The sequence below is a fragment of the Pseudochrobactrum sp. XF203 genome (assembly GCF_020341615.1).
GTDB classification, from domain to species: domain Bacteria; phylum Pseudomonadota; class Alphaproteobacteria; order Rhizobiales; family Rhizobiaceae; genus Pseudochrobactrum; species Pseudochrobactrum saccharolyticum.
In genome coordinates, this window is sequence record NZ_CP084392.1 from 3,278,362 (window position 1) to 3,304,490 (window position 26,129).

Annotated in this window: 27 protein-coding genes; 13 read left to right on the forward strand and 14 right to left on the reverse strand. The window is 47.6% G+C overall.

All coding sequences use genetic code 11. The annotated features are described in order from the left end of the window. Positions 1 to 8: 8 nt before the first annotated feature. Positions 9 to 1,055, forward strand: a complete 1,047-nt coding sequence (gene holA / locus LDL70_RS15020) for a DNA polymerase III subunit delta (RefSeq protein WP_225685475.1) — start codon at positions 9 to 11, stop codon at positions 1,053 to 1,055. Positions 1,056 to 1,112: 57 nt separating this feature from the next. Here holA and LDL70_RS15025 read toward each other — a convergent pair whose 3' ends face one another. The 5 genes from LDL70_RS15025 to mnmE all read right to left on the reverse strand — a co-directional run bounded on the left by LDL70_RS15025 (position 1,113) and on the right by mnmE (position 6,970). Next, the gene (locus LDL70_RS15025; RefSeq protein WP_075653913.1) at positions 1,113 to 1,991 is read right to left on the reverse strand and encodes a ParB/RepB/Spo0J family partition protein; all 879 of its coding nucleotides are present in this window, start codon (positions 1,989 to 1,991) and stop codon (positions 1,113 to 1,115) included. A 51-nt stretch (positions 1,992 to 2,042) separates the two neighbouring features. Next, positions 2,043 to 2,843 (reverse strand): ParA family protein, encoded by an 801-nt coding sequence (locus LDL70_RS15030; RefSeq protein ID WP_022709109.1) that lies wholly within the window; start codon positions 2,841 to 2,843, stop codon positions 2,043 to 2,045. A 54-nt stretch (positions 2,844 to 2,897) separates the two neighbouring features. Continuing rightward, positions 2,898 to 3,530 carry a 16S rRNA (guanine(527)-N(7))-methyltransferase RsmG gene (gene rsmG / locus LDL70_RS15035; RefSeq protein ID WP_225685485.1) on the reverse strand — a complete coding sequence of 211 codons (633 nt, stop codon included), beginning with the start codon at positions 3,528 to 3,530 and terminating at the stop codon, positions 2,898 to 2,900. Next, complete coding sequence (gene mnmG / locus LDL70_RS15040; RefSeq protein ID WP_370637709.1) at positions 3,527 to 5,422, reverse strand: tRNA uridine-5-carboxymethylaminomethyl(34) synthesis enzyme MnmG; 1,896 nt, start codon at positions 5,420 to 5,422, stop codon at positions 3,527 to 3,529. Before mnmG ends, rsmG begins: the two co-directional genes overlap by 4 nt. Before the next feature lie 219 nt (positions 5,423 to 5,641). Beyond that, positions 5,642 to 6,970, reverse strand: a complete 1,329-nt coding sequence (gene mnmE, locus LDL70_RS15045) for a tRNA uridine-5-carboxymethylaminomethyl(34) synthesis GTPase MnmE (protein ID WP_225685502.1) — start codon at positions 6,968 to 6,970, stop codon at positions 5,642 to 5,644. Positions 6,971 to 7,061: 91 nt separating this feature from the next. On the opposite strand from mnmE, the gene LDL70_RS15050 reads away from it, so the two are divergent. Further along, a complete protein-coding gene (locus LDL70_RS15050) occupies positions 7,062 to 9,086 on the forward strand; it encodes a thioredoxin domain-containing protein (RefSeq protein WP_225685510.1) in 2,025 nt (674 codons plus the stop codon). A 160-nt stretch (positions 9,087 to 9,246) separates the two neighbouring features. On the opposite strand, the gene rho is transcribed toward LDL70_RS15050, so the two are convergent. Continuing rightward, positions 9,247 to 10,512, reverse strand: a complete 1,266-nt coding sequence (gene rho / locus LDL70_RS15055; RefSeq protein WP_022709829.1) for a transcription termination factor Rho — start codon at positions 10,510 to 10,512, stop codon at positions 9,247 to 9,249. Between the two features lie 46 nt (positions 10,513 to 10,558). On the opposite strand from rho, the gene LDL70_RS15060 reads away from it, so the two are divergent. Then, a complete protein-coding gene (locus tag LDL70_RS15060; RefSeq protein ID WP_221720612.1) occupies positions 10,559 to 10,717 on the forward strand; it encodes a hypothetical protein in 159 nt (52 codons plus the stop codon). A gap of 39 nt (positions 10,718 to 10,756) precedes the next feature. Here the strand turns inward: LDL70_RS15060 and hemJ are convergent, their stop codons facing one another. Together hemJ and hemE are read right to left on the reverse strand one after the other, a co-directional pair. Further along, complete coding sequence (gene hemJ / locus LDL70_RS15065) at positions 10,757 to 11,287, reverse strand: protoporphyrinogen oxidase HemJ (protein ID WP_225685521.1); 531 nt, start codon at positions 11,285 to 11,287, stop codon at positions 10,757 to 10,759. After that, positions 11,287 to 12,312 (reverse strand): uroporphyrinogen decarboxylase, encoded by a 1,026-nt coding sequence (gene hemE, locus LDL70_RS15070; protein WP_225685523.1) that lies wholly within the window; start codon positions 12,310 to 12,312, stop codon positions 11,287 to 11,289. Before hemE ends, hemJ begins: the two co-directional genes overlap by 1 nt. 330 nt (positions 12,313 to 12,642) lie before the next feature. Here hemE and LDL70_RS15075 point away from each other — a divergent pair, with 330 nt between their 5' ends. The 5 genes from LDL70_RS15075 to dnaQ all read left to right on the forward strand — a co-directional run bounded on the left by LDL70_RS15075 (position 12,643) and on the right by dnaQ (position 16,443). Next, positions 12,643 to 13,566 (forward strand): pyruvate, water dikinase regulatory protein, encoded by a 924-nt coding sequence (locus LDL70_RS15075; protein ID WP_370627017.1) that lies wholly within the window; start codon positions 12,643 to 12,645, stop codon positions 13,564 to 13,566. Between the two features lie 110 nt (positions 13,567 to 13,676). Continuing rightward, positions 13,677 to 14,276, forward strand: a complete 600-nt coding sequence (locus tag LDL70_RS15080) for a Maf-like protein (RefSeq protein ID WP_022709833.1) — start codon at positions 13,677 to 13,679, stop codon at positions 14,274 to 14,276. Further along, positions 14,269 to 15,120 carry a shikimate dehydrogenase gene (locus tag LDL70_RS15085; protein WP_225685525.1) on the forward strand — a complete coding sequence of 284 codons (852 nt, stop codon included), beginning with the start codon at positions 14,269 to 14,271 and terminating at the stop codon, positions 15,118 to 15,120. The genes LDL70_RS15080 and LDL70_RS15085 overlap by 8 nt, the downstream gene beginning before the upstream one ends. Before the next feature lie 11 nt (positions 15,121 to 15,131). Next, positions 15,132 to 15,722 carry a dephospho-CoA kinase gene (gene coaE, locus LDL70_RS15090; RefSeq protein ID WP_221720607.1) on the forward strand — a complete coding sequence of 197 codons (591 nt, stop codon included), beginning with the start codon at positions 15,132 to 15,134 and terminating at the stop codon, positions 15,720 to 15,722. 19 nt (positions 15,723 to 15,741) lie between these two features. Continuing rightward, positions 15,742 to 16,443, forward strand: a complete 702-nt coding sequence (dnaQ, locus tag LDL70_RS15095) for a DNA polymerase III subunit epsilon (RefSeq protein ID WP_022709836.1) — start codon at positions 15,742 to 15,744, stop codon at positions 16,441 to 16,443. A 71-nt stretch (positions 16,444 to 16,514) separates the two neighbouring features. Here the strand turns inward: dnaQ and secB are convergent, their stop codons facing one another. Both secB and LDL70_RS15105 read right to left on the reverse strand, forming a co-directional pair. Beyond that, on the reverse strand, positions 16,515 to 17,000 hold the full coding sequence (gene secB / locus LDL70_RS15100) for a protein-export chaperone SecB (protein WP_022709144.1): 486 nt from the start codon (positions 16,998 to 17,000) through the stop codon (positions 16,515 to 16,517). Between the two features lie 324 nt (positions 17,001 to 17,324). After that, on the reverse strand, positions 17,325 to 17,867 hold the full coding sequence (locus LDL70_RS15105) for an FxsA family protein (protein WP_225688604.1): 543 nt from the start codon (positions 17,865 to 17,867) through the stop codon (positions 17,325 to 17,327). 489 nt (positions 17,868 to 18,356) lie between these two features. On the opposite strand from LDL70_RS15105, the gene LDL70_RS15110 reads away from it, so the two are divergent. The 4 genes from LDL70_RS15110 (at position 18,357) to LDL70_RS15125 (ending at position 21,462) form a co-directional block, all read left to right on the forward strand. Next, positions 18,357 to 19,061 (forward strand): Tim44/TimA family putative adaptor protein, encoded by a 705-nt coding sequence (locus LDL70_RS15110; protein WP_022709147.1) that lies wholly within the window; start codon positions 18,357 to 18,359, stop codon positions 19,059 to 19,061. 163 nt (positions 19,062 to 19,224) lie between these two features. Next, entirely contained in the window at positions 19,225 to 20,340 is a 1,116-nt protein-coding gene (locus LDL70_RS15115) for a murein transglycosylase A (RefSeq protein ID WP_225685527.1), read from the forward strand. A gap of 58 nt (positions 20,341 to 20,398) precedes the next feature. Continuing rightward, on the forward strand, positions 20,399 to 21,088 hold the full coding sequence (locus LDL70_RS15120; protein WP_370637843.1) for a Smr/MutS family protein: 690 nt from the start codon (positions 20,399 to 20,401) through the stop codon (positions 21,086 to 21,088). Then, entirely contained in the window at positions 21,085 to 21,462 is a 378-nt protein-coding gene (locus tag LDL70_RS15125) for a helix-turn-helix domain-containing protein (RefSeq protein WP_022709150.1), read from the forward strand. The genes LDL70_RS15120 and LDL70_RS15125 overlap by 4 nt, the downstream gene beginning before the upstream one ends. A gap of 218 nt (positions 21,463 to 21,680) precedes the next feature. Here the strand turns inward: LDL70_RS15125 and LDL70_RS15130 are convergent, their stop codons facing one another. From LDL70_RS15130 to hslV, 4 genes are all read right to left on the reverse strand, one after another. Then, complete coding sequence (locus tag LDL70_RS15130) at positions 21,681 to 22,649, reverse strand: DUF1402 family protein (protein WP_151158841.1); 969 nt, start codon at positions 22,647 to 22,649, stop codon at positions 21,681 to 21,683. A gap of 181 nt (positions 22,650 to 22,830) precedes the next feature. Then, the gene (hslU, locus tag LDL70_RS15135) at positions 22,831 to 24,138 is read right to left on the reverse strand and encodes an ATP-dependent protease ATPase subunit HslU (RefSeq protein WP_075653920.1); all 1,308 of its coding nucleotides are present in this window, start codon (positions 24,136 to 24,138) and stop codon (positions 22,831 to 22,833) included. A gap of 5 nt (positions 24,139 to 24,143) precedes the next feature. Beyond that, positions 24,144 to 24,743, reverse strand: coding sequence for a DUF2585 domain-containing protein (locus LDL70_RS15140; RefSeq protein WP_075653921.1), 600 nt, complete (start codon positions 24,741 to 24,743; stop codon positions 24,144 to 24,146). A 57-nt stretch (positions 24,744 to 24,800) separates the two neighbouring features. Next, positions 24,801 to 25,358 (reverse strand): ATP-dependent protease subunit HslV, encoded by a 558-nt coding sequence (gene hslV, locus LDL70_RS15145; RefSeq protein WP_225685537.1) that lies wholly within the window; start codon positions 25,356 to 25,358, stop codon positions 24,801 to 24,803. A 166-nt stretch (positions 25,359 to 25,524) separates the two neighbouring features. On the opposite strand from hslV, the gene hisB reads away from it, so the two are divergent. Then, the gene (hisB, locus tag LDL70_RS15150) at positions 25,525 to 26,127 is read left to right on the forward strand and encodes an imidazoleglycerol-phosphate dehydratase HisB (RefSeq protein ID WP_151158839.1); all 603 of its coding nucleotides are present in this window, start codon (positions 25,525 to 25,527) and stop codon (positions 26,125 to 26,127) included. The last annotated feature ends 2 nt before the right edge of the window (positions 26,128 to 26,129 follow it).

Here is a 26,129-nt window from a genome sequence, read left to right on the forward strand (position 1 = left end):
GCAGACATATGGCACAGAAAAAAGCACATGAAGTTGATGGGTTTCTCGCGCGTCCGGCTCAAACCGGAACGGTAGTCTTGCTCTATGGACCGGACAAAGGTCTTGTTAGCGAGCGCGGTGCAAAATTCGCCAAATTGACCGGCCTGCCTCTCGATGATCCGTTTGCGGTTTTACGGATTGAAGCGGATGAAATAGACAAAGACCCTGCCCGCCTGATCGATGAAGCCAGAACAATTTCCATGTTCGGCGGAGATCGTCTGATCTGGATTAAAAATGCTTCGGCACAAAAAAATCTGGCTGAGGCCGTTAAAAACCTGATTTCAGAACCACCTCAGGACACCTATATTCTGGTTGAGGCTGGTGATCTGAAAAAAGGTGCAGCACTGCGCACCAATGTGGAAAACGGCTCCACAGCCATGGCTCTGCCCTGCTATAGCGATGATGCGCGCGGCATTGACGGTTTAATCGACGATGTGTTGCAAGCCAATCATTTGCAAATTTCCAATGATGCCCGTCAGTTTCTGCGCCTGAGCCTTGGCGGTGACCGTCTGGCCACACGCGGTGAACTTGAAAAGCTTTGCCTTTATGCGCGCGGCCAGCAGCGTATTGAACTTGAAGATGTGCGGGAATCTGTCGGCGATGTCGCCGCTCTTTCTCAGGATGAGGTGATCGACGCTGTTCTGATCGGTGATCTGCCAAAGTTCAACATTGCCTTTGACCGCGTGGTTAATACCGGCACCCACCCTTTCCTGCTCGTCAATTCGGCTATCCGCCAGTTCAGCCAATTACAGACATTGCGCTATGCTATGGAAACAGGAAATGTACCGGCAGGACTTGTTGTCAATTCTGCAAAACCACCGATTTTCTTCGCCCGTAAAAAGCTGGTTGAGACGGCTTTAGGACTCTGGAGCGTTGCAGCGCTCAACAAGGTGACAGACAGGCTTCAGCGCACAGTTCTTGAAAGCCGACAGAATGCGCCCCTGTCAACTGCAATCATCAGACAGGCTTTTATTGCTCTGACTGTAGAAGCAATAAGAAATAAACAAAGACGTTGATTTTATCATAATAAAAAAGCCGGCACTCAGACCGGCTTTTCTTTTATTTTTAGTAAATCAGCTTTGCAAGCGGCGGCAAATTTCATCCAATTGTTCAAGAGAACTATAACGGATGCGAACTTCACCACCACGATCACGATGATTAATTTCAACTTTCATACCGGTTACATCAGAAAGCAGTTTTTCTAATGCCCGTGTATCAGCATCTTTTTCTACCGGTGCACGTTCTGGCTTAACCGCCGGAATACCCTTGCTCTCAGCCTGAGACAGAGCCTCAACCTGACGGACTGACAGACCTTCTTTGACGATGCGTTCTGCAACAGCCTGAGGATTTTCCATTGTAATCAGTGTGCGCGCATGACCGGCAGTCAAAGCACCATCATTGATCAGCCCCTGCACTTCTGTCGGTAGCTTAAGAAGACGCAACGTATTTGCAACATGACTGCGGCTCTTGCCGATAACCTGTGCCAGATCGGCCTGCGTATAATCATGCTCATCAATCAGCAACTGATAACCCATTGCTTCTTCAACAGGGTTCAGATCAGCACGCTGAACGTTTTCGATAATTGCCAGCTCAAGAGCAACGCGATCATCCACATCGCGCATAATAACCGGAATTTCGGTTAAACCGGCACGCTGTGCCGCACGCCAGCGACGTTCACCGGCAATCAGCTCAAAATGCTCACGATTTTCCGGTGCCGGACGCACGACAATTGGCTGTACAATGCCATGCTCACGAATGGACTGTGCCAGATCTTCCAGCTCAGCTTCCGTAAAAATGCGACGCGGATTGCGCGGATTACGGCTTACAAATTCAATAGGCACATAACGTTCAAGCGGAACCGGTGCCTTGCGTTCTTCCACAGGCCGGTCGATATCCCCAATCAGAGCTGCCAGACCGCGACCAAGACGCTTTTTTGAAGGATCATCGTTCATCAGTTGAATGCTTTCTGCAAATTGTTACGTAGTCGAATCGAATAGTCAGTTTCATGCTGCGGTACGAAGCTGGCGTTCCCGCTGGATTACTTCGGATGCCAGTTGAAGATAAGCCTGACTTCCCGCGCATTTCAGATCATAAAGAATAGCCGGTTTACCATGAGACGGTGCCTCCGATACCCGCACATTGCGCGGAATAACAGTCCGGTAAACCTTCTCGCCCATAAAGGCACGCACATCATCAACAACCTGATTGGCCAGATTGTTTCGGCTGTCATACATGGTCAGCACAACGCCCTGAATCGACAATTCAGGATTAAGCGAATTGCGCACCTGATTGACAGTTTCGAGCAACTGGCTCAGACCTTCCAGAGCAAAAAACTCACATTGCAACGGTACCAGAACAGAGTCTGCGGCAGCCATTGCATTCAATGTCAGAAGATTGAGTGACGGCGGACAATCAATCAGAATATAGCTGAAATGATCGGCAATACCTGAATCAAAGCGCAGCGCATCACGCAAACGTCTGGTTCTGTCCGGTGCATGGGAAATTTCCATTTCAATACCGAGCAAATCCAGCGTCGATGCAACCAGATAAAGATTAGGTACATCAGTCGCAATTGCTGCATCTGGCACAGAAGCATTCTGCGTCAGCACATCATAAGATGACAATGGGCGATTTTTACGGTCAACTCCAAGTCCGGTACTGGCATTGCCCTGCGGATCGAGATCAACAATCAATACATTTTCACCGATTGCAGCCAAAGCAGTCGCCAGATTAATAGCCGTTGTGGTTTTCCCCACACCGCCTTTCTGGTTCGCGATCGTTATAATCCGTGTTCTGTTATTCATAATAATTGTCCCGAATAACTTCCGTTTTCAATGCTCATTCAATGTCATTGCCATTCAACGGCGTTGTAAATTACTGATTTCCAGAATGACTGAATCCGCTTCTATTGCGCTTCCATGTCGTACAAGGTCATATTTCCAGTTCAGCAGGCTTTCATCAATTTCACGCTGATAGTCCCGCCCTTTTTGAAACAAAGCCTTAGCACCTTTTGCCATCCAGGGTTCTGTCAGTTCAAACAACTTGTCCAGCGAAGCCAAGGCTCTGGCAGTGATGATTTCCGGAACCTGAATTTGCTGATAACAGCTTTCGATTCTGGCATTCACAACCTGTCCGTGTGTCTGGAACTGAGCCAATGCATTTCTCAAAAACGCTGATTTCTTACTATTACTCTCAACCAGTTTTATTGAACCGCCGGTTTCTTTCAGCATGATTGCCAAAACCACACCAGGGAAACCGCCACCTGACCCCAAATCCAGCCACTCCTTTGCTTGAGGTGCCAGTTTAAAAAGCTGAACACTATCAAGAATGTGACGTTCCCACAGAGTTTCCAGTGTATTCGGCGAAGCCAGATTGATTGCTTTGGACCATTTTTTGAACAGCGTTTCAAAACCAATCAAATCATCGGCTGTTTCACGTGAAACAGATGGGTATATTTGTTTCAGTGAATCAAAATATTTATCTTTTGTCATGCTGGTTTTGCCAAATCACCCGAAATATCCTGTGCAATACCATGTCTGCGGATATGTGTTATCAATAATGCGATCGCAGCAGGCGTCATCCCCTCAATTCTTTGCGCTTCTGCAATATTTGAGGGCTGACGTTTTTCAAGCTTTTGTTTCAATTCAAGGGACAGACCAGAAATTGTCGAGAACTGAATTGATCGTGGTATAATCAACTGCTCTTCACGCTCCATCACGGCAATATCCGCTGTCTGACGATCCAGATAAACAGAATATTGCGCTTCAATTTCCAAAGCTTCTTTTGTCGCAGAAGACAAACCAGAAAGCTCCGGCCAGACTTCTGTGAGACGCTCGAGATTAATATCCGGATAGGAAAGCAGATCATAAAGCGTGCGGCGAATCCCATCTTTGTTGAGATTCAAACCAAAACCAGCCGCAGCATTTGGTGTAATGGATAAGGATTGAGCAAGCTCCCTCGCCTGATCCAGCTCTTTCTTTCTCTCGTTGAAGCGTGTTTGCCGCGCTGAACCAATAAGTCCCCAGTTTTCACCCAAAGGCGTTAAACGACTGTCGGCATTATCTGCACGAAGTGAAAGTCTGAATTCTGCACGCGATGTAAACATGCGATATGGTTCACTAACACCACGCGCTGTCAGATCATCAATCATCACACCGATATAGGCTTCTGTACGCTGAAGAATAACAGGCTCACTGCCACCCGCATGTCTGGAAGCGTTCAAGCCAGCAAGTAAGCCTTGTGCTCCGGCTTCTTCATAACCGGTTGTACCATTAATCTGGCCAGCTAAGAACAGACCTTTAACCCGACGTGTTTCAAGACTGCGCTGCAACTCACGCGGATCAATAAAGTCATATTCAATAGCATAGCCTGGCTGCAGCATTTTCGCATGCTCCAATCCGGGTATGGTTTTGAGAATATCGAGCTGAACATCTTCCGGTAAGCTGGTCGAAATACCATTCGGATAAACAGTATCATCATCGAGACCTTCCGGCTCAAGAAAAATCTGATGCCCGTCACGGTCGCCAAATTTGACAATTTTATCCTCAATCGACGGACAATAACGAGGGCCAATGCCTTCAATATTCCCTGAATACATTGCCGAGCGATGGATGTTATCGCGGATCAATTGATGCGTCGCATCCGTTGTCCGTGTAATTCCGCAATCAATTTGTGGTACTGTAATCTTATCCGTCATCATTGAAAACGGAACCGGATCTTCATCTGCTGATTGTTTATCCAGACTTGCCCAGTCAATCGTCTTGCCATCAATACGGCAAGGCGTACCGGTTTTCAAACGACCTAAAGCAAAGCCAAGACCAATCAAACGTTCAGATAGTCCGAGTGCCGGTTTTTCACCCATGCGTCCGGCAGGGATAGTTTTCTCACCAATATGAATAAGACCATTCAAGAATGTTCCGCTTGTCAGCACAACAGATGCACAATTGATAATTGTACCATCCATGAGTTGAACAGCTTTGACTACACCATTTTCAACGAGAATATCTGCTGCACCACCTTCAATAACAGTCAAGTTTTGCTGTTCTCTGATGAAGTTTTGAATAGCCAGACGGTATAATTTGCGATCCGCCTGAGTGCGCGGGCCACGAACAGCAGGACCTTTACGACGGTTCAACAAACGAAACTGAATACCTGCCTGATCGGCAGCCTTGCCCATCAAGCCATCAAGCGCATCAATTTCACGGACAAGTTGTCCCTTTCCTAATCCGCCAATAGCAGGATTACAGGACATAACACCGATCGTATCAAAATGATGCGTTACTAAAGCAGTTTTAGCGCCGGTTCTTGCTGATGCTGCGGCAGCTTCTGTACCGGCATGACCACCACCAATAACAATGACGTCGTAAAAACCTGTCATAATCATATCCAAAACTTGTTTGGTTTCACGTGAATCATCATTCTCATGTTCTCTCTGAAAAGGGAACACATAACTCAAGAGTGTACAAGAATTTCAGAAGCGGGAATCTGTCGACTCAGAATAATTCAATCGAGTCAAATTGTGTTTTTAGATTCCACAGAATGTTTCACGTGAAACATCTCTGATTGTTAATCAGCCTATATCATGAAATTTGTTTCACGTGAATCATTTTCCGATACAGAATTGAGAGAATACGAGATCGAGAATATCCTCTACGTCTACGTCACCGGTAATTTTTCCAAGGTGCTGAGAGGCGATGCGTAGATTTTCTGCTCTTAATTCCAGTGGTAGGGTTTTCGAATTAACAGCTTTCTCAATTTCAGATTTGCATTGATTTAATAAATCAATATGTCTGCGGCGCGTCGGAACGACATCGTTTTGAAGTTTTGTTTTCTCTGAAATGTAGGTACTTAATCTATCCAGAAGATTGTTGATGCCTTCATTATTTTTGGTGGAGATCATATAATTATAGTTTGTTGTGGTTTCAGGCTTGAGATCGGCTTTGTTGCCAATTGTCCAGATATCTGTCTGGAATTCAGTAATATCTACCATGATGGGATTTGATATATCCTCTATGTATAAAATCAAATCTGCTTCCGCAGCTTTATCCATTGCGCGTTGAATACCAATCTGTTCAACTTTACCGGAGGTTTCCCGAATGCCGGCTGTGTCTGTTACATAAGTTGCAACGCCATTCAAATTTAGCTTCACTTCAAGAAGATCGCGTGTTGTGCCGGCTTCATCAGAAATAATAGCCACATCACGTGCAGCTAACAAATTCATCAAGCTGGATTTTCCGGCATTTGGTGCACCAATAATCACAATATGAAAACCATCACGCAGCATCGATCCGCGTTTGCCGTCTTCAATATGTTTTTCAATCTTTACGCTAAGATCCTGCATCTCACTCCAGACGCGATCCGATACTGATCCCGGTACATCGCCTTCATCGGCAAAATCAAGTTCCGCCTCGATAAATGCACGCGCCTGAATGAGTTTTTGTCGCCAGTCCATGTAAAGATTGCGTTGCGCACCAGAAGCAACCTGCTGTGCTAAACGTCTTTGTGTTTCTGTTTCAGCAGAAATCAGATCGGCCAGACCTTCGGCCATCGTCAAATCCATCTTGCCATTCGCAAAAGCACGACGTGTAAATTCTCCGGCTTCGGCTAAGCGGCATTTTTCAAATTCTGAGAGGCTTTCCAAAAATTTTTCAACCACAGCGATACCGCCGTGAATATGAAATTCCGCACAATCTTCTCCGGTAAAGCTCTTCGGACCTTCAAAAAAGAGCGTTAAACCACTGTCCAGAACTTCTCCTGTTTTGCTTCTAAGATTACTGAATACGGCTTTTCGCGCTTCCGGCAATTTTCCAATGATAGTTTCGGTAATGAATCGAGTTTGCGGGCCTGATAATCTGATAATTGCCACGCCCGAAGGCAAACGTCCGCTTGAAAGCGCAAAAATAGTATCGTGATGAAAAGACTGCACTGACATCGAAAATCCGTTACAAGTTAAGAGAATGATTGCCGTTCTTTAGCTGCCTTAAGCACTACTGTATCGGCTTGAAAATCGGAAAGGCAAAGCCATGAACCCGACGCAAAGCCCGACACAAAACAATGCCAGCTCTAATCGCCTTCATACAGCGAACAGCACATATTTGAAACAGCACAGTGCAAATCCGGTCAACTGGCAGCTCTGGGACAATGAAGCGCTCGAACTCGCTCGTATTCATGATAAGCCGATTTTGCTTTCAATCGGCTATTCCGCCTGTCACTGGTGCCATGTCATGGCGCATGAATGTTTTGAGGATGAGCAAGTTGCTCAACTGATGAATGAGCATTTTATCAATATTAAGGTGGATCGGGAAGAACGGCCGGATATTGACCAGATTTATATGTCAACCCTCACAGCCATGGGAGAGCAAGGTGGCTGGCCGCTCACAATTTTTCTAACGCCTCAGGGGGATGCTTTTTGGGGTGGCACATATTTTCCAAAACATGCCAATGGTCGTCTGCCCGGCTTTATGGATATTCTTCAAAGCCTCGGCACTTTATGGAAAAATGACCGCGAGCGAATTAATGGCAATGTGACAGCGCTTAAAACACATTTGCAGACTGTTTTAACACCGGATGCTAAACCTGCTGAGAATGATGAAAGCGCTTTCCAACGCTATGCTGATACAATAGCCAGACGTATTGATACGACATATGGCGGTCTCAGCGGACAACCTAAATTTCCGAATTTTCCGTTCATGTCGATGCTCTGGACATCATGGAAAATCAGCCAGCAGCAACAGCATTATGATCTGTTTGTTCTCAGCACGGAGAAAATGCTCAATGGCGGTATTTATGACCACCTCGCCGGTGGCTTAGCCCGCTATAGCACCGATGCATTCTGGCTCGTGCCGCATTTTGAAAAGATGCTTTATGATAATGCTCAGACCATCCGGCAGTGTCTGTGGGCATGGAGCAGCACGCATAATTCATTGTTTCGGGTTCGAATCGAAGAAATTATTCAGTGGCTGATATCTGAAATGACCTTGCCGGATGGTGGTTTTGCCTCCGGTCTTGATGCTGACAGCGAAGGTGTTGAGGGTAAATTCTATGTCTGGGACCAGTCAGAAATAGAGAGCATTCTCGGCAAAGATGCTCCTGAGTTCATTGCAAAATACAATGTCAGTCCTGCAGGAAACTGGGAAGGCAGCAATATTCTTCACCGGCTGGATATGCTGAATTTCAGCGAAGAAGATGATAAAATATTTAAACCACTGCGGGAAAAACTGCTTGGCATCAGAAATCAGCGAACCAGACCCGGCCGCGATGAAAAATGTCTGACAGATTGGAATGCCTATTTCATTCGTGCTTTGGCTGAAGCTGCCCGTGTTTTTAAACGTACCGACTGGCTGGAACTCGCAAAAACAACCTATCGCATATTATATCCTCAGCAAGGCGCAGTCATCAGCCATGTCTGGTCAAAGACTGCATCAAAGCTCCCTGCCCTGTCCTCTGATTATGCAGCACTCATTAATGCAGCTTTGTCGCTTTATCAGGCTGATCCGCAGCAAAACTATATTGATGATGCCAAAGCATTGTTAATCTCACTTAATCAGCATCATCTCGACCAGAATGGTGATTACCGGCTAACAGCTTTGGATAATGATGATGTGATTTTCTATCTTTTTGGCGATCAGGATGAAGCTATTCCAAGCAGCACCAGCCAAATTATCGAAGCCTGTACAAGACTGGCGCTGATAGCTGAGGATGAAGAGCTTTTAACAAAGGCCAACAGACTTGCGGAGCGTGCCTTGGGGCGCGGTCAAACAATGGCTTATGGACAAGCAGGAATTCTCAATGCCTCAGTGCAACTGCTTGATCCGGTTAAGCTTGTGCTGATTATTGAGAATAAAGATGACGATTTATACCGCTGTGCATCACGTCATGCCGATCCTTGCCGCACAGATATCATTCTAAGCCGTAGTCAAGCCTCCCAGCAGCCGCAATGGGCTTCTTTCCTGTCTCTGGCTGGCGAACGCTCCTGTGCCATTCTCTGCCGCAATCAGGTCTGTTTACCGCCGGTCTATGATGCCGCTGATCTTGAGAAGCTGCTCTAGAGCGATTTATTTCCAGATTGAAACACAGCGCATGCTCTAGATTCTTTATTTGGTCGCATTATCACAGCCGTCAAGTTGATCCAACTTGACTGTGAAATGCTCTAAACAAAAACGCCGCCCTTTTGAGGCGGCGTTTTTAATATCTGCATAGTGAAACAAATTACGTATTCATTGAATCGAAGAATTCAGCATTATTCTTTGTCTGTTTCAGCTTATCGATCAGGAATTCAATCGCATCGGTTGTGCCCATTGGCGAAAGAATACGACGCAGAACAAATATTTTCTGCAGATCCTGACGCGGTACCAGCAGATCTTCCTTACGTGTACCGGACTTGAGAATATCCATCGCAGGGAAGATGCGCTTATCAGCAACTTTGCGGTCAAGCACGATTTCCGAGTTACCGGTACCCTTGAATTCTTCAAAGATAACTTCATCCATACGCGAACCGGTATCGATCAACGCGGTTGCGATAATAGTCAGCGAGCCGCCTTCTTCGATATTACGGGCGGCACCGAAGAAGCGTTTCGGACGCTGCAACGCATTCGCATCCACACCACCGGTCAAAACCTTACCGGATGAAGGAATTACGGTGTTATAAGCGCGGCCGAGACGGGTGATCGAGTCAAGCAGAATGACCACATCACGGCCATGCTCAACAAGGCGTTTTGCCTTTTCAATCACCATTTCGGCAACCTGAACGTGACGGGATGCCGGCTCATCAAAGGTCGAAGATACAACTTCGCCCTTTACCGAGCGCTGCATATCGGTCACTTCTTCAGGACGTTCGTCAATCAGCAAGACGATCAGATAGCATTCCGGATGATTGGCGGTAATCGAATGCGCAATATTCTGCAGCAGAACCGTTTTACCGGTACGTGGCGGCGCCACGATCAGACCACGCTGGCCTTTACCAAGCGGTGCAACCAGATCGATCACACGGGCTGAATTGTCTTTATTGGTAGGAACATCCAGTTCCATTTTGAAACGCTCATTCGGATAGAGCGGTGTCAGATTATCAAAATGGATTTTATGACGGATCTTTTCCGGATCCTCAAAATTGATCGTATTCACTTTCAGAAGTGCGAAATAACGTTCGCCTTCTTTCGGGCTGCGGATCGGCCCTTCAACCGTATCACCGGTTTTCAGCGAAAAACGGCGGATCTGCGAAGGAGAAATGTAAATATCATCCGGGCCCGGAAGATAGTTGGCATTTGCCGAACGCAAAAAGCCAAAGCCATCCGGCAATAATTCGACGACACCTTCACCGATGATTTCGACTTCCTGAGAGGCAAGGCTCTTCAGAATAGCGAACATCAGTTCCTGTTTACGCATAACACTGGCGTTTTCAACCTGCAGCTCTTCAGCGAGAGCGAGCAGATCGACAGGTGTCTTGTTCTTAAGATCTTGTAGTTTCATTTCCTGCATGGGTGCGGAACTCATATTATAAAAGATTGAAAAAAGAAAAATGCAGTTGAGCGCTCATAATGGTCATGAGGGGCATGACCGGCATCGGAAACCTGCTATTCTTGAAGGAAGGTGTCTTTCCTTAACCGGTTCCGGTGATTTGAGCAAGAGCCAAGCTGCTTTGCAGCTCTATAAAATCGTCTCAGAAGATGAAATTACGCTCTGAACAACGCTCAAAGCGTAATTTCTTATTTTTATATAGGGATCAGAACGGCTTTACGACAACCAGAATGACAATCAAAATCATCAGAACTGTCGGAATTTCATTCACAATGCGCCAATGTTTGGTCGATTTGGTATTTTTATCCTGAGCAAACATCCGCACGCTCTTGGAAAGATAGCCGTGCAGACCGGACAGCAAAACAACCAGCAAAATCTTGCCATGCAGCCAGCCGCCGCGGAATTCAAAGATTTTCCACGCCAGCCACAGGCCTAAAACCCAGGTCACAATCATCGCCGGATTGATGATATAGCACAGCAACCGGCGTTCCATGATTTTAAAAGTTTCGGAGGCTTCAGATCCGGTCTTTTCCTGACTGTGATACACAAAAAGCCGCGGCAGATATAACATGCCCGCCATCCATGCGATCACAGCAATAATATGAAATGCTTTGATCCAGAGATAGGCTGCATCTGTCGCTGCAAAAAACAGCGCATAGGCAGCAATGGCAGTTATAGCGACAGCAACCACTGCTCTCACAGCAGGATTGCCTGTATTTGTGCCGGATTTATCCATTATGCACCTGCCTGACGGATACGGTTGACCATTTGAGCGACATTTTCGAGCGGCGCCTGCGGTGTGATGCCATGACCAAGATTAAAGATCAGAGGTCCCTGCCCCAGCTTCTCAAGAATGACATCAATACCTTCATCCAGAGCTTTGCCACCGGCAACCACACGCAGGGGGTCCAGATTGCCCTGTACAGCGCCTTGCTGCTGTAATCCTTGAGCAAAGGTCAGAGGAACAGACCAGTCCAGTCCAAGAGCATTTACGTCGGTTTTGGCGCGGTAATCCTGATAGAGCATCCCTGCCCCTTTCGGAAAACCGATAATCACAGCATCAGGATGGGTTTCGCGGACTTTTTTAACAATGCGGGCAACCGGCTTGATACAGAAATCTTCAAAGCAATCTTCGTCCAGTACGCCGGACCATGAATCGAAGATCTGAACCGCATCGGCACCGCAATTAAGCTGTTCAATCAGATATTCCGCAGAAATATCTGCAAGATCAGTCAGCAGCTTGATGAAAACATCGCGGTGCTGATAGGCAAACAAACGTGCCGGTGCCTGATCCGGTGTGCCGTGGCCGGCAATCATATAGGTGGCAACAGTCCACGGAGCACCGCAAAATCCGAGCAGCGTGGTTTCATTCGGCAATTGCTCGCGCAAACGGCTGACGGTTTCATAAACAGCGCTTAATTTGGCTGCTTTACCTGTAATGTCGAGATCTTTGATTTCATCAACTGTCACAGGTGTCATTAAAGGTCCCCTTCCTTCTTCAAAGCGAAGGTCACGTCCAAGAACGTGAGGGATGACAAGAATATCTGAAAAGAGAATGGCTGCATCAAAGCCATAACGGCGGATAGGCTGAAGTGTCACTTCCGTTGCCAGTTCAGGATTATAGCACAGATCAAGAAAGCTTCCTGCCTGCTGTCGTGTCTGGCGATATTCCGGCAGATAACGTCCTGCTTGTCTCATCATCCAGATTGGTGGTGGAAAGACGGTTTCACCTTTGAGAACGTTCAGAACTTTACGTGTCATGCGATTTACCCACACCGGTTTTCCCCGGTTATCCCATAAAGAAAGTGATGATTTTTGGATTCTTATGATTCTTAGAGTCTGTTGATAACGGGGATTAAATGTTTCCCTGAGTTTTCCCACAGGACGATCATGAAAACCGGCTGATGTGGATAAATTGCCCATCAAACGGGAAAAAGCAATGCGACCAAAAATTTCTCAATAAAAACCAACGCTTATTGGAAATATCACTAAACCTATCCTGTGGAAAACCATTGAATGAATTCTGTGTAAGTTTGAATTGCTCCTGTTACCCACAGTGTTTATTGTCACGAATATACAGTCCGGCGCGCTGTGGATGAATCCTGTTTAAATCAACAGGCAAAGAAAGACGTCTCTGAGCCGGTACTTTTTACACACAGCCATCAACAGGGATGTGAGAAATCTGTGACAAAGACTCTTTCTTACTTTCATCTTCATCTGATTTCAGATGCAACAGGAGAGACTCTCCTTGCAGCGGGCCGTGCGGCGGCGGCTCAATACAGCCATGCGCGGGCCATTGAGCATATGTATCCGCTGATCCGAACCGAGAAACAGCTGGCTAAAATTCTGGAGAATATTGATGCCGAACCGGGCATTGTTCTCTACACAGTGGTGGATCAGAAACTGGCTTTGAAAATTGATGAAGCCTGTTCGCAGATGGGTATTCCGAGTGTTTCGGTGCTGGAACCGGTGCTGGCAACTTTTCAGTCCTATCTCGGAGCGCCTGCTCATCGCCGCGCCAGTGCGCAGCATGTGCTGGACGCCGATTATTTCCGCCGGATTGATGCGCTGAATTTCACGATGGAGCATGATGACGGGCAATTGCCGCCAGATCTGGAAGAAGCCGATATTATTCTGATCGGCATTTCCCGTACATCCAAAACACCGACCAGCATTTATCTTGCCAATCGCGGCATCAAAACTGCCAATATTCCGTTGGTTTTAGGCATACCGCTGCCGGAAGCACTGCTTCATGTGAAAAAGCCGCTTGTTGTCGGACTGATTGCCAGTGCCGAGCGTATTTCTCACATCCGACAGAACCGTTTGCTGGGTACGTCTCCGGGGCTGGATACGGAGAGCTATACGGATCGTATCAATATTGCGCAGGAACTGGCCTATGCGCGCAATATTTGCGAGCGCAATAACTGGCCGGTGATTGATGTGACACGTCGTTCGATTGAAGAGACAGCCGCAGCTATTCTGGCTCTGCGCCCGCGCGTCAGAACGGATGACTGATAGGTATTTTTTCACTGTGCTGTGTAGTGAAATATCTGATATTCTTCAGAGAAGTATTTTGAGCTGCGTATATGGCAGTGAGTTTTTGATATTTGAACGGAGTTTTCAATATGGCACTGCCTTTGATCCTTGCTTCTCAAAGCCCTTTTCGTGCAGCACTTTTAAAGAATGCGGGCATTCAGTTTACATCGCAGAAAGCCAATATTGATGAGCGCGCGGTGGAAGCACCGCTTTATGAAACCGGTGCAACGCCGGAAGACGTGGCGCTGATCCTTGCAGAAACCAAAGCGGAAGAAGTGAGTGAACGTTTTCCGCATGCACTGATTATCGGCTGCGATCAGACATTATCACTCGGCAATGAAATTTTTCACAAGCCTGCGGATATGGACGGTGCGCGCCGTCATTTATTGGCTTTGTCCGGTAAAACCCATCAGTTAAACAGTGCTGTGGTACTGGTTCAGAACGGCCAGACCGTATGGCGTCATGTTTCAGTTGCCAATATGACAATGCGTCATTTGGAGCCGGGCTTTATCGGCCGTCATCTGGCGCGGGTCGGTGATATTGCGCTTTCCAGTGTCGGTGCTTATCAGGTTGAGGGTGAAGGCATTCAGCTTTTCGACAAAATAGACGGTGATTATTTCACCATTGTCGGCCTGCCATTACTGCCTTTGCTGAAAGAATTGCGTGCCAGAGGAATTATTGATGGCTGAGATGAAACAGGCCTTTGTAACCGGCTTTCCGATTAAACATTCGCGCTCGCCTTTAATTCATAATTACTGGCTGCAGCGCTATGGTTTGAGCGGCTCTTACAAGGCGATTGAAAACAACCCTGAGAACTTTCCGCATTTTGCTAAAACCCTTGCAGAACAAGGATTGCGTGGCGGGAATGTGACGATTCCGCATAAGGAAACTGCCTTTGCATTATGTGAAAAACGTGATGCCGCAGCAGAGGCTATCGGGGCTGTGAATACGCTGTGGATAGATGCGGAAAATAAACTCAATGGCGGCAATACGGACGCCTATGGTTTTGCCGCAAATCTCGATGCGCAATTGCCGGATTGGGATAAAGGCGGCAAAACGGCTTTGGTTCTGGGTGCAGGCGGTGCCAGCCGCGCAGTGCTTTATGCTTTGCTGAACCGTGGTTTTGAGAAAATCATTGTAGTGAACCGCACTGTGGAGCGGGCGCAGGCTCTGGCCGAACATTTTGGTTCAAAAATTGAAGCTACAGGCTGGGATCAGGCACAGGGCTTTGTGCGTTCAGCCGATGTGATTGTGAATACAACCTCACTGGGTATGAGCGGTCACGGCGAAGCAGAAGCTTTTCCGCTTGATTTCTCTGAAGCCAAAACCGGTGCGGTTGCAACGGATATTGTCTATATTCCTTTGGAAACACCGTTTTTGGCTCAGGCGCGTCAGGCCGATTTGCGTTGTGTGGATGGTCTTGGCATGTTGCTGCATCAGGCAGTGCCGGGCTTTGAACACTGGTTCGGCGTGCGTCCTGAGGTGACAGATGAACTGCGTCAGATCATATTGAATGATGTTCAAAAATCTTGATAGGCAGACTTATGATAAAGCTTGGACTGACAGGCTCAATCGGCATGGGGAAATCCACAACCGCACAGATTTTTGCGGATAGAGGTGTGCCGGTTTATGATGCCGATGCGGTCGTCCATCAGCTTTATCAGTCTGAAGCCGTGCCGCTGATTGCGGAAGCTTTTCCTGAAGCTGTTATTGGCGGACAAGTTGATCGTAAAATCCTGTCGGCCAGTGTTCTGGGCAAGCCGGATGAGCTTAAAAAGCTTGAGAATATTGTTCATCCGCTCGTCCATGCTAAAGAACAGCAGTTTTTACGCGATGCTGAGGCCAAAGGTGCCAAACTTGTGGTTCTGGATATTCCGCTGCTGTTTGAAACCGGCGGAACAGGTCGTGTGGATAAAATCCTTGTGGTCAGTGCGCCTTATGAAATGCAACGGGAACGGGTGCTTTCCCGAGAGAATATGACGGAAGAGAAATTTCAGTCTATTCTGGCACGTCAGATGCCGGATGCTGAAAAGCGCGCAAAAGCCGATTTTATTGTTGATACGGGGCAGGACAAAGAATTTGCCCGTCAGCAAGTTTCAGAGATTTTAGAAAAGCTGTTAAACACAGCTGCATAAGCAATTTACAGGACGAACCATGCGCGAGATTGTTTTCGATACGGAAACCACAGGCCTTGAGAAAAATGAAGACCGGGTGATTGAAATCGGCTGTATCGAGATGGTGAATAAATTCATCACCGGCAAAACATTTCATATCTATATCAATCCGCAGGGCAAAAAGGTTCATCCGGATGCATTGGCTGTTCATGGTATTACCGATGAAAGTCTGCTGGATAAGCCGACTTTTCCTGAAATTGCGGATGAGTTTCTGACCTTTATCGAAGGCGCAAAACTGGTCGCGCATAATGCGATGTTCGATATCGGCTTTCTGAATGCCGAACTGGAGCGGATTGACCGGACACCGATTTCTACCGACGTGGTGATCGATACGCTGGCTTTGGCGCGTCGCAAGCACCCAATGGGGCCAAACACGCTGGATGCACTGTGTAAGCGCTATGGCGTCGATAATGCGCATCGTAAATTGCACGGTGCATTGCTTGATACGGAATTGCTGGCAGAAGTTTATATTGAGCTGCTCGGCGGCCGTCAGACATCTTTGGGTCTGAGCGTACAATCTGCCAATGAAGACAAGAACGGCAATGAACCTGTTGCCGAGATTGTTCTGAAAGCGCGTCCTCAGCCCCTGCCCTCACGCCTGACTGCTGATGATCTTGCTGCGCATCAGAAGCTCATTGATAAAATGGGCGATAAAGCAATCTGGAAAAAATATCTGAACTGATTATTGCTTAGAAAATAAAAAAGCCGCTGTGTCTGAGACGCAGCGGCTTTTTTGTAAAATCTTCAGAAAGCTTAGTTTTTAACCTGAGCTTTTGCCTGTTCTTCAGCCATACGCTGCTGGAACATGGTGGCGAAATCGATCGGGTCGATCATCAGCGGCGGGAAGCCACCATTGCGTGTTGCATCAGCAATGATCTGACGGGCAAACGGGAACAGCAGACGCGGGCATTCGATGAACAGGATCGGCAGCATATGTTCCTGCGGAATGTTCTGAATGCGGAAAACGCCGCCATAAACCAGTTCTGTGCTGAACAGAACTTCTTTGCCTTCACCGGCCTGTGCGGTCAGGGTCAGAACAACGTCAAAATCGCCTTCAGCGATCGGATTTGCGTTCACATTAACATTGATGCTGATGTTTGGCGCATTTTCACGCGGACGCAGGGAAAGCGGTGCATTCGGGCTTTCAAAGGAAAAATCCTTGATATACTGAGCCAGAATGTTGAGGGATGGCTGTGCACTACCGTTACCGTTCTGTGCTTCGTTTGGCGTCTCTGCCATTATCATATACCTTTTTGTTAACGATGATCGACAGACCGTCGAACAGTATGACAACACATGATTTGTGCTGTAACACTTTGAAAGCTTATACAATTTTATTGTAAAACAAACTTCGCAAGAAGCAATTGAACCATAAAATTGAACCCCTGATTTCAGAAAACAATGGCTGTTGCAAAAGCAATCCGAAACATGTGTCTTTTGGCTAGCATATGTACCTTTTACAGGCAATAACGCGGCGCATTATTTGATAATACTAAAAAGACAGGCGTAAAAACGCAGTACCGGCAATAAATTATGCTGTTCTGCGGTTTTCACGCTGCATATTCATTTTCTGTTGTCTTCAATCTCTTTCGGATCTGTGCCCCAAGGAGAGTTCTTACTCTTTTTGTCCGCATCCGATGAACTGGAATAATCCTCAGGGTCGAGATCAATAATATCGTCATCCTGTGGCGTATGTCTTTGTCCGTAAGGCTGATAGCTGGCGCTGCCTGCCTGAAAATCAGTCGCCATCACCACACGGTTACGTAAAAAACGGTTCCAGATCAGGTCGCGGACAAACGGGATAAACAGCAAAAGTCCGATAATATCGGTCAGAAATCCCGGAATAATCAGCAAAATACCGGCAAAAATCAGCAAGGTTCCGTGAATGATTTCACGTTGCGGTGCACGTCCTGCGGCGGTTTCTGCTTTCATCTGGTTAAGCAGGCTCAGACCCTGACGGCGCAATAATGCAAAACCCAGAACCGCACTGAGGATAATCAGACCAAGTGTTGCCAGCACACCGATTTCTGAACCGACAATGACAAAACCGGCGATCTCTATAAATGGCAGGGCTAAAAACAGCAGCAGGCTGATCGGACCAAGCATTTTTGTCACGGGTGATGAACCTCTTGATACTGGAGCGGCACGGACGGATTTTACCGTAAATATGCCGGATTATGATTTTAAACAGGATATACAGATAAGAATTCCGGTTTGGCATTTGAATGCCGGAATGCGGTGAACTATATATTTTTTCAAAACATAGCGTTTTTATGGTATCTTTGAGCCGTCTTAATAACTGGTTGCAGCACATCTGGCAGATTGCCCGTACTGAAGAATTATACAATATCCGGTCTGGTACAGCATATTCAGAATATGTTCTGTAAAAAAGATATTGTATAATTCTTCAGTACAGGCAAAACCTGAAACTGAACAGCTGGAGTGCATCCCGAAAAGTGGGAACCGGTTTTCGGAACAATATACGCATAAAAACAAAAGACTAGAGCATTTATAATGATTCAATTTAAACTGGAAATGCTCTAGAAGTTCATTGTGAGTTCCGGCAGATCACTGCGGAGATAATTGGCGAGCGGTATGAATTTTTTCAGTTTTGGCACATTCTTTTTCTTCATTGTTGCAGTGATTATTTTCCTGCAGCTGCGTAGTGTATTGGGCAAACGCACAGGCAATGAGCGGCCGCCTTTTGATCCTTATACAACGCGTCAGGATGATACTGCCGCTCTGTCGCAGCAGAAAGACAATGTTGTTTCGCTGCCGCAACGCCAGACAATTGAAAATCAGGCAAAAGATTTTACAACAATTGATGCAATGGCACCGGAAGGCTCGGAGCTGAACAACGGTCTGCGCAATATTCGCGCACAGGATGCCGGTTTTGATCCGAAAGAATTCCTCAACGGTGCCAAAATGGCCTATGAGATGATTGTGCTGTCCTTTGCCGACGGTGATCGTAAAACTTTGAAAAACCTGCTTTCCAAAGATGTTTACGAAGGTTTTGATGCTGCGATTAAAGAGCGTGAAACCCGTGGTGAAAAAGTGAATTCCACCTTTGTTGGTATCAATCAGGCAAAAATCATTGCGGCTGATATGAAAGGCAAAGATGCACAGGTTACAGTGCGTATTGTCAGCGAGATGATCTCTGCGACACAGGATAAGCAGGGCAATATTATCGACGGCGATCTGGAAACAGTTGCGGAAATCCGCGATGTCTGGACTTTTGCCCGTAACACTGCAAACCGCGATCCGAACTGGAAACTGGTGGCAACCGAAGCGGAAGATTAAAGCATTCCCAGCAAAAGTGGGAACCGGTTTTGCGTCAGGAAATGCGTAAAAACAAAGAAATAGCGCATTTCCTCAGATTATACAAAAACTGGAAATGCTCTATCTCTGTTACTGGGTCAGCATCGGTAATTGTCGAGCTTAAAAATATTTGAGGAGCAGTGTTATGTCAGATCTGTCTGCTGCGCACTGCTCCACTGAGCTTCTCAATTTCACCGATTGCGCTGGCTGGGCAGAAGATGATCACGCTGCAGCCTTTTATGCTTTTTTGAAATCCGCCATCTATGCCGAAACGCATCTCTATAAGAGCGGTAGTCTTGGCCCGCAATTTGAAGACCTTTTGCCTGTTTTCGCGCAAGCCCGTTCATTGGCGGCGGGACAACAAATTGACCGGCAGACAGCGCGTGTATTTTTTGAGCGCTGCTTTTATCCCGTTAAAATTATTCCCCATGACCGGAAAACCGGTTTTGTAACCGGTTTTTACGAGCCGGAAATTGCTGCTTCCCGTGTAAAAACTGCACAATATTCAGTGCCGTTTTATCGAAAGCCGCCAGATCTCATCAAGCTGGATGCGGATAATCGTCCGAAAGATTTGCCTGAGGACATGGCTTTTGGCCGTTATCATAACGGGCAGATTACCGAATATTTTGACCGGCAGGCGATTGATGAGGGAGCATTGGCAGGGCAAGGTCTGGAAATTGCCTATGTAGCCAATAGAGTGGACGCCTATTTCGCTCATGTACAAGGTGCTGTGCGTCTGAATTTTGACGATGGCACGCAGATGCGCCTGACCTATGCGGCTAAGTCAGGCCATGGCTTTACCGGTGCAGGACGGGTTCTGATTGATAAAGGCGAGCTGGAACCTGCAAAGGTCACTATGCAGTCGATCCGGCAATGGTTGGCAGAGCACCCTGCCCGTATTGATGAAATTCTGTGGCATAACCGGTCTTATATTTTCTTCCGTGAAGCTCCTGTGGATGATCCTTTATCCGGGCCGGTGGCGGCTGCCAAAGTACCTTTGACCGCACAAAGATCACTGGCGGTGGATCGTAAATATCATTGCTTTGGCACGCCGTTTTTCATAAACACACATAAGAATTTAGAAAATGGCGAGGTTTTTCGTCATTTGATGATTGCTCAGGATACCGGATCAGCCATTCTTGGCCCTGCCCGCGGCGATCTGTTTTTCGGTTCCGGTGATGCGGCTGGCGCGCTTGCCGGCGGAATACGTCATGATGCTGATTTTATAATGCTGGTTCCCCGAAAAAAGGTGGCGGATTAGCATTATGAAACACAAAAAGAATAAGCGCTCTGCCACGCGCATTTCGGATAAAAATACAATGAAAATACCAAAAAATCCGAAAGTGGAACCCGATCCGGCTGAGGTTTTATCAAAACAGAATTCTGGCTTTCTCAAAAATGAGGATCGTATTCTCTGGGAAACAGTTGCACGCACAACCCGTCCTTTGCGTCCTGTTAAGCCACGACAGGCCTTTGTGATCGAGGATATGCATCTGTGGGATATTGAGAATGGCATCAATATTCCGCAGCGTGTGGAGGCCGAGCCGGTCAAAGCGTCTGTTGCCAAAGCAGCCGGTGAAACATCTCTGCAAAGCCGTAAAAAACAAGATGTGGTCACCAATCCGCTTCACGATATCGACCGGCCGACAATCCGTAAGATTGCCAAGGGGCGCGTTGAAATTCAGGCACGGATCGATCTGCATGGTATGCGCCAGCATGAAGCGCACGATCTGCTCTATAGTTTTCTTGCAGATGCCTGGCACAGAGGTCTGCGCTTTGTCTTGGTGATTACCGGCAAAGGCACATCTATGGGCAGTGACGGCGTGTTAAAACAGGCTGTGCCGCATTGGTTCTCCACGCCCCTCTTCCGCCTCTATGTGAGCGCCTATGAGGATGCTGTGCGCCATCACGGCGGGCAAGGTGCGCTCTATGTCAGGTTGCGCAAAACACCGGCTGAGAAGCTCGCAGAGCGCCAGTCCTTCCCGTCAGGAAAGCGGCCATTATCATGACACCATTTGGTCAGCGTTTACGGAAATTGCGTGAGGAACGCGGTGTCAGCCAGAAGGAAATGGCGACAGCTATCCGCGTGTCGGCCGCCTATCTTTCAGCACTGGAGCACGGGCGCCGTGGTCAGCCGACATGGGATTTGCTGCAAAGAATTATCGGCTATTTCAATATTATCTGGGATGAGGCAGAGGAATTGCAAAATCTGGCAATGATCTCTCATCCGCGTGTGACAATCGACACTTCTGGCCTGTCACCGGAGGCTACAGAATTAGCTAATCTATTGGCTAATCATATCCGTATTCTGGACAGGAATATGATCGAAAGCCTCAGCACAACGCTGCGGCTGGCTCATAAAAAACACCGCAGCCTGCGTTAGAGCATTTCACATTCAAGTTGGATCAACTTGATGGCAGTGATAATGCGACCAAATAAAGAATCTAGAGCGAGCGCTGTGATCCAATCTGGACGTAAACCGCTCTAGAGCATGTCGCGGAAAAGTGAACACCGGTTTTCCGATAACGACATGCGTAAAAACAAGAAGACAGAGCGAGCGCAGCGGATACAATTAAACGCGACACGCTCTGAAACCTCAATTTAAAATAATGATTTCAGATCATCGATTTTGGAATTGACCAGCCAGCCATAGTAATTTTCCTGCGGCAGCTGTTTATTCTGTTTGCCTGCATTGATAGCCGCCAGAGCGCGGGCGCGGCTGTCTGCCCCGCCGGTATTATACAGAGTTGCGGTAATACCCGGATTTTTCGAAATATCGAAATCGGCATATTTATTATAAGCCGTGATGGAATGTTTGATGGTCGCCGCCATATAGTGCAGGCTCAGATCAGGGTCCATAATGGTTTTATAAACCTGTGCACCATCATCAGCACTGAGCTTCGGCAGACCGGATACGCGGTTGACCATGTCAGACATTTGTAAAGCCGTCAGCGGGCTGATCTGACCGAGGCCAAAGGTCTGACCTGCATAGAAAGGCTGGAAAAACACGGCAGCAAAGCGGTTATTCGGATAGGCGTTACCGTCAACTTTTTTGCCGCGGAATTTGCTGTCCCAGATATTTTCACGGCAGGTCCAGAGGGAATAACTATCTGACAGACCCGCACATTTCTCAAATTCAGGACGTTTGATGAAATCGCTGACAGATTCACCTTTATAGCTGAAGCTGACGCCTTGTTTCACATAGGAAATAGCTTTGACATAATAGGTCTGCAGCTGGTCATAGGCATCAACATTATAGGTATGCTCGCCGATAATCGCACCGGCAATATGCACGGGATCAATATTATAGGCTGCGGCCGCCGATTTGATTTTGGTGCGCAAGCCACGATCCGATTTCAGCAATCCGTAGATTTTCTGATATTTGGCTTCATAAGTCGTGCGCATTTTTTTGGTGCGGTTGGCGGAAGCGCCGGGAATGGTCGGCTGCTCGGCATTGCGGTTACCGGCCGGTACGACAGTTGTAGCCTGTGCATTGGAGACGAGTGTCAGTGCAAAAAAACCTGTTCCGGCAGCAATTGCTATCCGTTTAAAATTGTTGCCGAGGTTCATAGGTATTTTTGCTCCGTTCGCATTTGCTTGTCCTGCTGAATGGGAATTTCAGGAAAGCACGGCATTTTAACTTCGCGCAGAAAATATGAAACCCTCGCGCACAAGTCGAGAGGGTTTCAAAAACTTAACTGCATATGATGTGTGAATGTCACACAATGCTTATAATAGGCTTATATCCGCATTAAAGGATGAAGCGTGACAGGTCGATATTCTTGGCCAGATCACCGATGCTGCTGCGCACATAAGCTGCATCCACGGTGAAAGTGGAACCGCTTTTATCCGGCGCATTGAATGAAATATCATCCAATACTTTTTCCATTACCGTTTGCAGGCGACGCGCACCGATATTCTCAATAGTGGAATTGAGATCAACGGCAATATCCGCAAGCGCATCAATGGCATCGTCTGTAATTTCCAGCGTTACCTCTTCTGTCGCCATCAGTGCCACATATTGTTTCAGCAGGCTGACTTCGGTTTCCGTCAGGATCGAGCGGAAATCTTCGCGTGTCAGAGCATTCAGCTCAACACGGATCGGCAGACGTCCCTGCAATTCCGGCAGCAAATCTGATGGTTTGGAAACATGGAAAGCGCCCGAAGCGATAAACAGAATATGGTCGGTTTTAACCGGCCCGTATTTGGTCGCAACGGTGGTACCTTCTACAAGCGGCAACAGATCGCGCTGCACGCCTTCGCGGGAAACCCCTGCCCCCATACCGCCTTCACGGGATGCGATCTTGTCGATCTCGTCAAGGAAGACGATACCGTCATTCTGGGTGACTTCCAGTGCTTCCTGTGTCACCTGATCCTGATCGAGCAGCTTGTCGGATTCATCATTGATTAGCAGCGCATAGGATTCTTTAACCGTGGTTTTGCGCGGCTTTGTCCGCCCGCCCATGGCTTTGCCAAGCATATCGCTTAAGTTTATCATCCCGATATTGGCGCCTGGCATACCCGGAATTTCAAAACCGGGCATACCGGAGCTGTTATCAGCCAGTTCAATCTCGATTTCTTTATCATCAAGATCGCCTTCACGCAGTTTCTTGCGGAAACTGTCACGGGTCGCAGGGCTGGCAGTTTTGCCGACCAATGCGTCCAATACGCGTTCTTCCGCATTGATATGGGCTTTGGCTTTCACCTCTTCGCGCTTTTTCTCGCGCACGAGGCCAATGGCGATTTCCACCAGATCACGGATGATCTGTTCCACATCGCGGCCGACATAGCCGACTTCAGTGAATTTTGTTGCTTCAACCTTGATGAAAGGTGCACCGGCCAGCTTGGCAAGACGGCGTGAAATCTCCGTTTTACCGACGCCGGTTGGTCCGATCATCAGAATATTTTTCGGCATCACCTCTTCGCGCATATTGCCTTCCAGCTGCTGACGGCGCCAGCGATTGCGCAGGGCAATGGCAACAGCGCGCTTGGCAGCTTTCTGGCCGATAATGAAACGATCAAGCTCAGAGACGATTTCACGTGGAGAAAATGTGGTCATATTTATCAGGATCCGCTTTGCCACTGCCGGATAAAGTCAACCGGATGCAGCAGCATGATAACATTGAGAATAAGGTTGTCTCGAATAACGATAAGGGCAAGAATTTCGAAAAACACTGCCGTGACGATAATCACCCATATAGGAAGCCGGGCTGCGAGAAAAAAGCCCAGTACCATGGAGAGCGTATCGAATACGGAATTGAGAATACTGTCGCCGAAATAATCCACGGAGGATGTATTGGCCCGGTAGCGCTCAATAATGAAATTCGAATTCTCAACCAGCTCCCAGCCGATTTCCAGTCCGAGCGCCAGCAGCAACCGCACATGCAGCGGTGCTTTTGGTGCAATCAGCCAGAACAATCCGTAGAAAATAAAGCCGTGAATGATGTGAGACAGCGTGTACCAGTCAAAGAATTGCTGGGAATTTTCATTGCTGTTCACTTCATTGACGAAGAGACGGATTGTTCCGCATTCGCAGACCGGAACGCGCCCCATCATGTACAAAATAACCGCCTGAATGGCTGCTGTGATTGCAATGATGAGCAGGATTTTATCCCACTGCCAATGTGGCTTTGACGCGGCAGGCGGAAGTGATGATGCGGTCACGATAAACCTTTAGTGTTTTACAAAACTAAATAACGATACCGCATAATTGGCAGGTTCTTACGCGCAATCAAGACTTTCGACAGTGAAATTGCTGTTTGTGTAAACGCAGATTTCCGCAGCAATGGTCATTGCTTTACGGGCAATCGTTTCCGCATCCATGTCTGTGTCGATCAGTGCACGGGCTGCCGACAGCGCGTAATTCCCACCGGAACCGATGGCCATCACGCCGTTTTCCGGCTCCAGAACATCGCCGAGACCGGTAATGGCCAGCGTGATATTCTTGTCGGCAACCAGCATCATGGCTTCCAGCTTGCGCAGATAGCGGTCTGTACGCCAGTCTTTGGCCAGCTCTACGGATGCGCGCATCAGTTGATCCGGATATTGTTCCAGCTTGGCTTCCAGCCGTTCAAGCAGGGTGAAAGCATCGGCAGTCGCACCGGCAAAACCGGTAATCACGCTGCCGCCTTTGCCGATACGGCGCACTTTGCGGGCATTGCCCTTCATAATGGTCTGGCCGAGGGACACCTGTCCGTCACCGGCGATCACCACTTTATTCTCCTTGCGCACGGTGACAATGGTGGTGCCGTAAATTGTATTCGGATTATGTTCAATCATTTGCGCAACTCCGCTGATTGGTCTTCATCAAATCGATCTGCTGTATTTATGATCTCATACGTAAATTACAACGGACAATAATACAGCCTGTTTCATCAAAGCATTTGGCAAAACTCAACCACTGTTCTAGAACAAGGCCGGAGAAGAACAAGATCGGGTTATCAATATGAGCAATCAGCGTATAGCAAAAGTCAGCCGCAGCACCAAAGAAACCAGCATTGAAGCTGAAGTCTTTCTGGATGGTACGGGCCGTTTCGATATTTCGACCGGCGTTGGCTTTTTCGATCATATGCTGGAGCAATTATCGCGACATTCGCTGATTGATATGAAAATCACCACCAAGGGTGATACGCATATTGATGACCATCATACGGTTGAAGATACCGGCATTGCCATTGGTAAAGCCATTGCGGAAGCTCTGGGTGAGCGCCGTGGTATTGTCCGTTATGCCTCGATTGATCTCGCTATGGACGAGACACTGACCTCTGCGGCGCTGGATGTATCCGGTCGTCCGTTTCTGGTGTGGAATGTGGCCTTCAATGCACCGAAAATCGGCACATTCGATACGGAACTGGTGCGGGAATTCTTTCAGGCGCTGGCGCAGAATGCAGGCATTACCCTGCATGTGAATATGCGCTATGGTATCAATAATCATCATATTGCCGAGACCTGTTTCAAGGCTGTAGCGCGCGCATTGCGTATGGCGATTGAAACCGATCCGCGGCAGAAAGATGCCATTCCTTCGACAAAAGGCACGCTGAAAGGCTGATT

Coding starts and splice junctions, on each gene's coding strand:
- holA (WP_225685475.1), top strand. CDS start 9: ATGGCACAGAAAAAAGCACATGAAGTTGATGGGTTTCTCGCGCGTCCG.
- LDL70_RS15025 (WP_075653913.1), bottom strand. CDS start 1,991: ATGAACGATGATCCTTCAAAAAAGCGTCTTGGTCGCGGTCTGGCAGCT.
- LDL70_RS15030 (WP_022709109.1), bottom strand. CDS start 2,843: ATGAATAACAGAACACGGATTATAACGATCGCGAACCAGAAAGGCGGT.
- rsmG (WP_225685485.1), bottom strand. CDS start 3,530: ATGACAAAAGATAAATATTTTGATTCACTGAAACAAATATACCCATCT.
- mnmG (WP_370637709.1), bottom strand. CDS start 5,422: ATGATTATGACAGGTTTTTACGACGTCATTGTTATTGGTGGTGGTCAT.
- mnmE (WP_225685502.1), bottom strand. CDS start 6,970: ATGTCAGTGCAGTCTTTTCATCACGATACTATTTTTGCGCTTTCAAGC.
- LDL70_RS15050 (WP_225685510.1), top strand. CDS start 7,062: ATGAACCCGACGCAAAGCCCGACACAAAACAATGCCAGCTCTAATCGC.
- rho (WP_022709829.1), bottom strand. CDS start 10,512: ATGCAGGAAATGAAACTACAAGATCTTAAGAACAAGACACCTGTCGAT.
- hemJ (WP_225685521.1), bottom strand. CDS start 11,287: ATGGATAAATCCGGCACAAATACAGGCAATCCTGCTGTGAGAGCAGTG.
- hemE (WP_225685523.1), bottom strand. CDS start 12,312: ATGACACGTAAAGTTCTGAACGTTCTCAAAGGTGAAACCGTCTTTCCA.
- LDL70_RS15080 (WP_022709833.1), top strand. CDS start 13,677: ATGGCACTGCCTTTGATCCTTGCTTCTCAAAGCCCTTTTCGTGCAGCA.
- LDL70_RS15085 (WP_225685525.1), top strand. CDS start 14,269: ATGGCTGAGATGAAACAGGCCTTTGTAACCGGCTTTCCGATTAAACAT.
- coaE (WP_221720607.1), top strand. CDS start 15,132: ATGATAAAGCTTGGACTGACAGGCTCAATCGGCATGGGGAAATCCACA.
- dnaQ (WP_022709836.1), top strand. CDS start 15,742: ATGCGCGAGATTGTTTTCGATACGGAAACCACAGGCCTTGAGAAAAAT.
- secB (WP_022709144.1), bottom strand. CDS start 17,000: ATGGCAGAGACGCCAAACGAAGCACAGAACGGTAACGGTAGTGCACAG.
- LDL70_RS15105 (WP_225688604.1), bottom strand. CDS start 17,867: ATGCTTGGTCCGATCAGCCTGCTGCTGTTTTTAGCCCTGCCATTTATA.
- LDL70_RS15110 (WP_022709147.1), top strand. CDS start 18,357: ATGAATTTTTTCAGTTTTGGCACATTCTTTTTCTTCATTGTTGCAGTG.
- LDL70_RS15115 (WP_225685527.1), top strand. CDS start 19,225: ATGTCAGATCTGTCTGCTGCGCACTGCTCCACTGAGCTTCTCAATTTC.
- LDL70_RS15120 (WP_370637843.1), top strand. CDS start 20,399: ATGAAAATACCAAAAAATCCGAAAGTGGAACCCGATCCGGCTGAGGTT.
- LDL70_RS15125 (WP_022709150.1), top strand. CDS start 21,085: ATGACACCATTTGGTCAGCGTTTACGGAAATTGCGTGAGGAACGCGGT.
- LDL70_RS15130 (WP_151158841.1), bottom strand. CDS start 22,649: ATGAACCTCGGCAACAATTTTAAACGGATAGCAATTGCTGCCGGAACA.
- hslU (WP_075653920.1), bottom strand. CDS start 24,138: ATGACCACATTTTCTCCACGTGAAATCGTCTCTGAGCTTGATCGTTTC.
- hslV (WP_225685537.1), bottom strand. CDS start 25,358: ATGATTGAACATAATCCGAATACAATTTACGGCACCACCATTGTCACC.
- hisB (WP_151158839.1), top strand. CDS start 25,525: ATGAGCAATCAGCGTATAGCAAAAGTCAGCCGCAGCACCAAAGAAACC.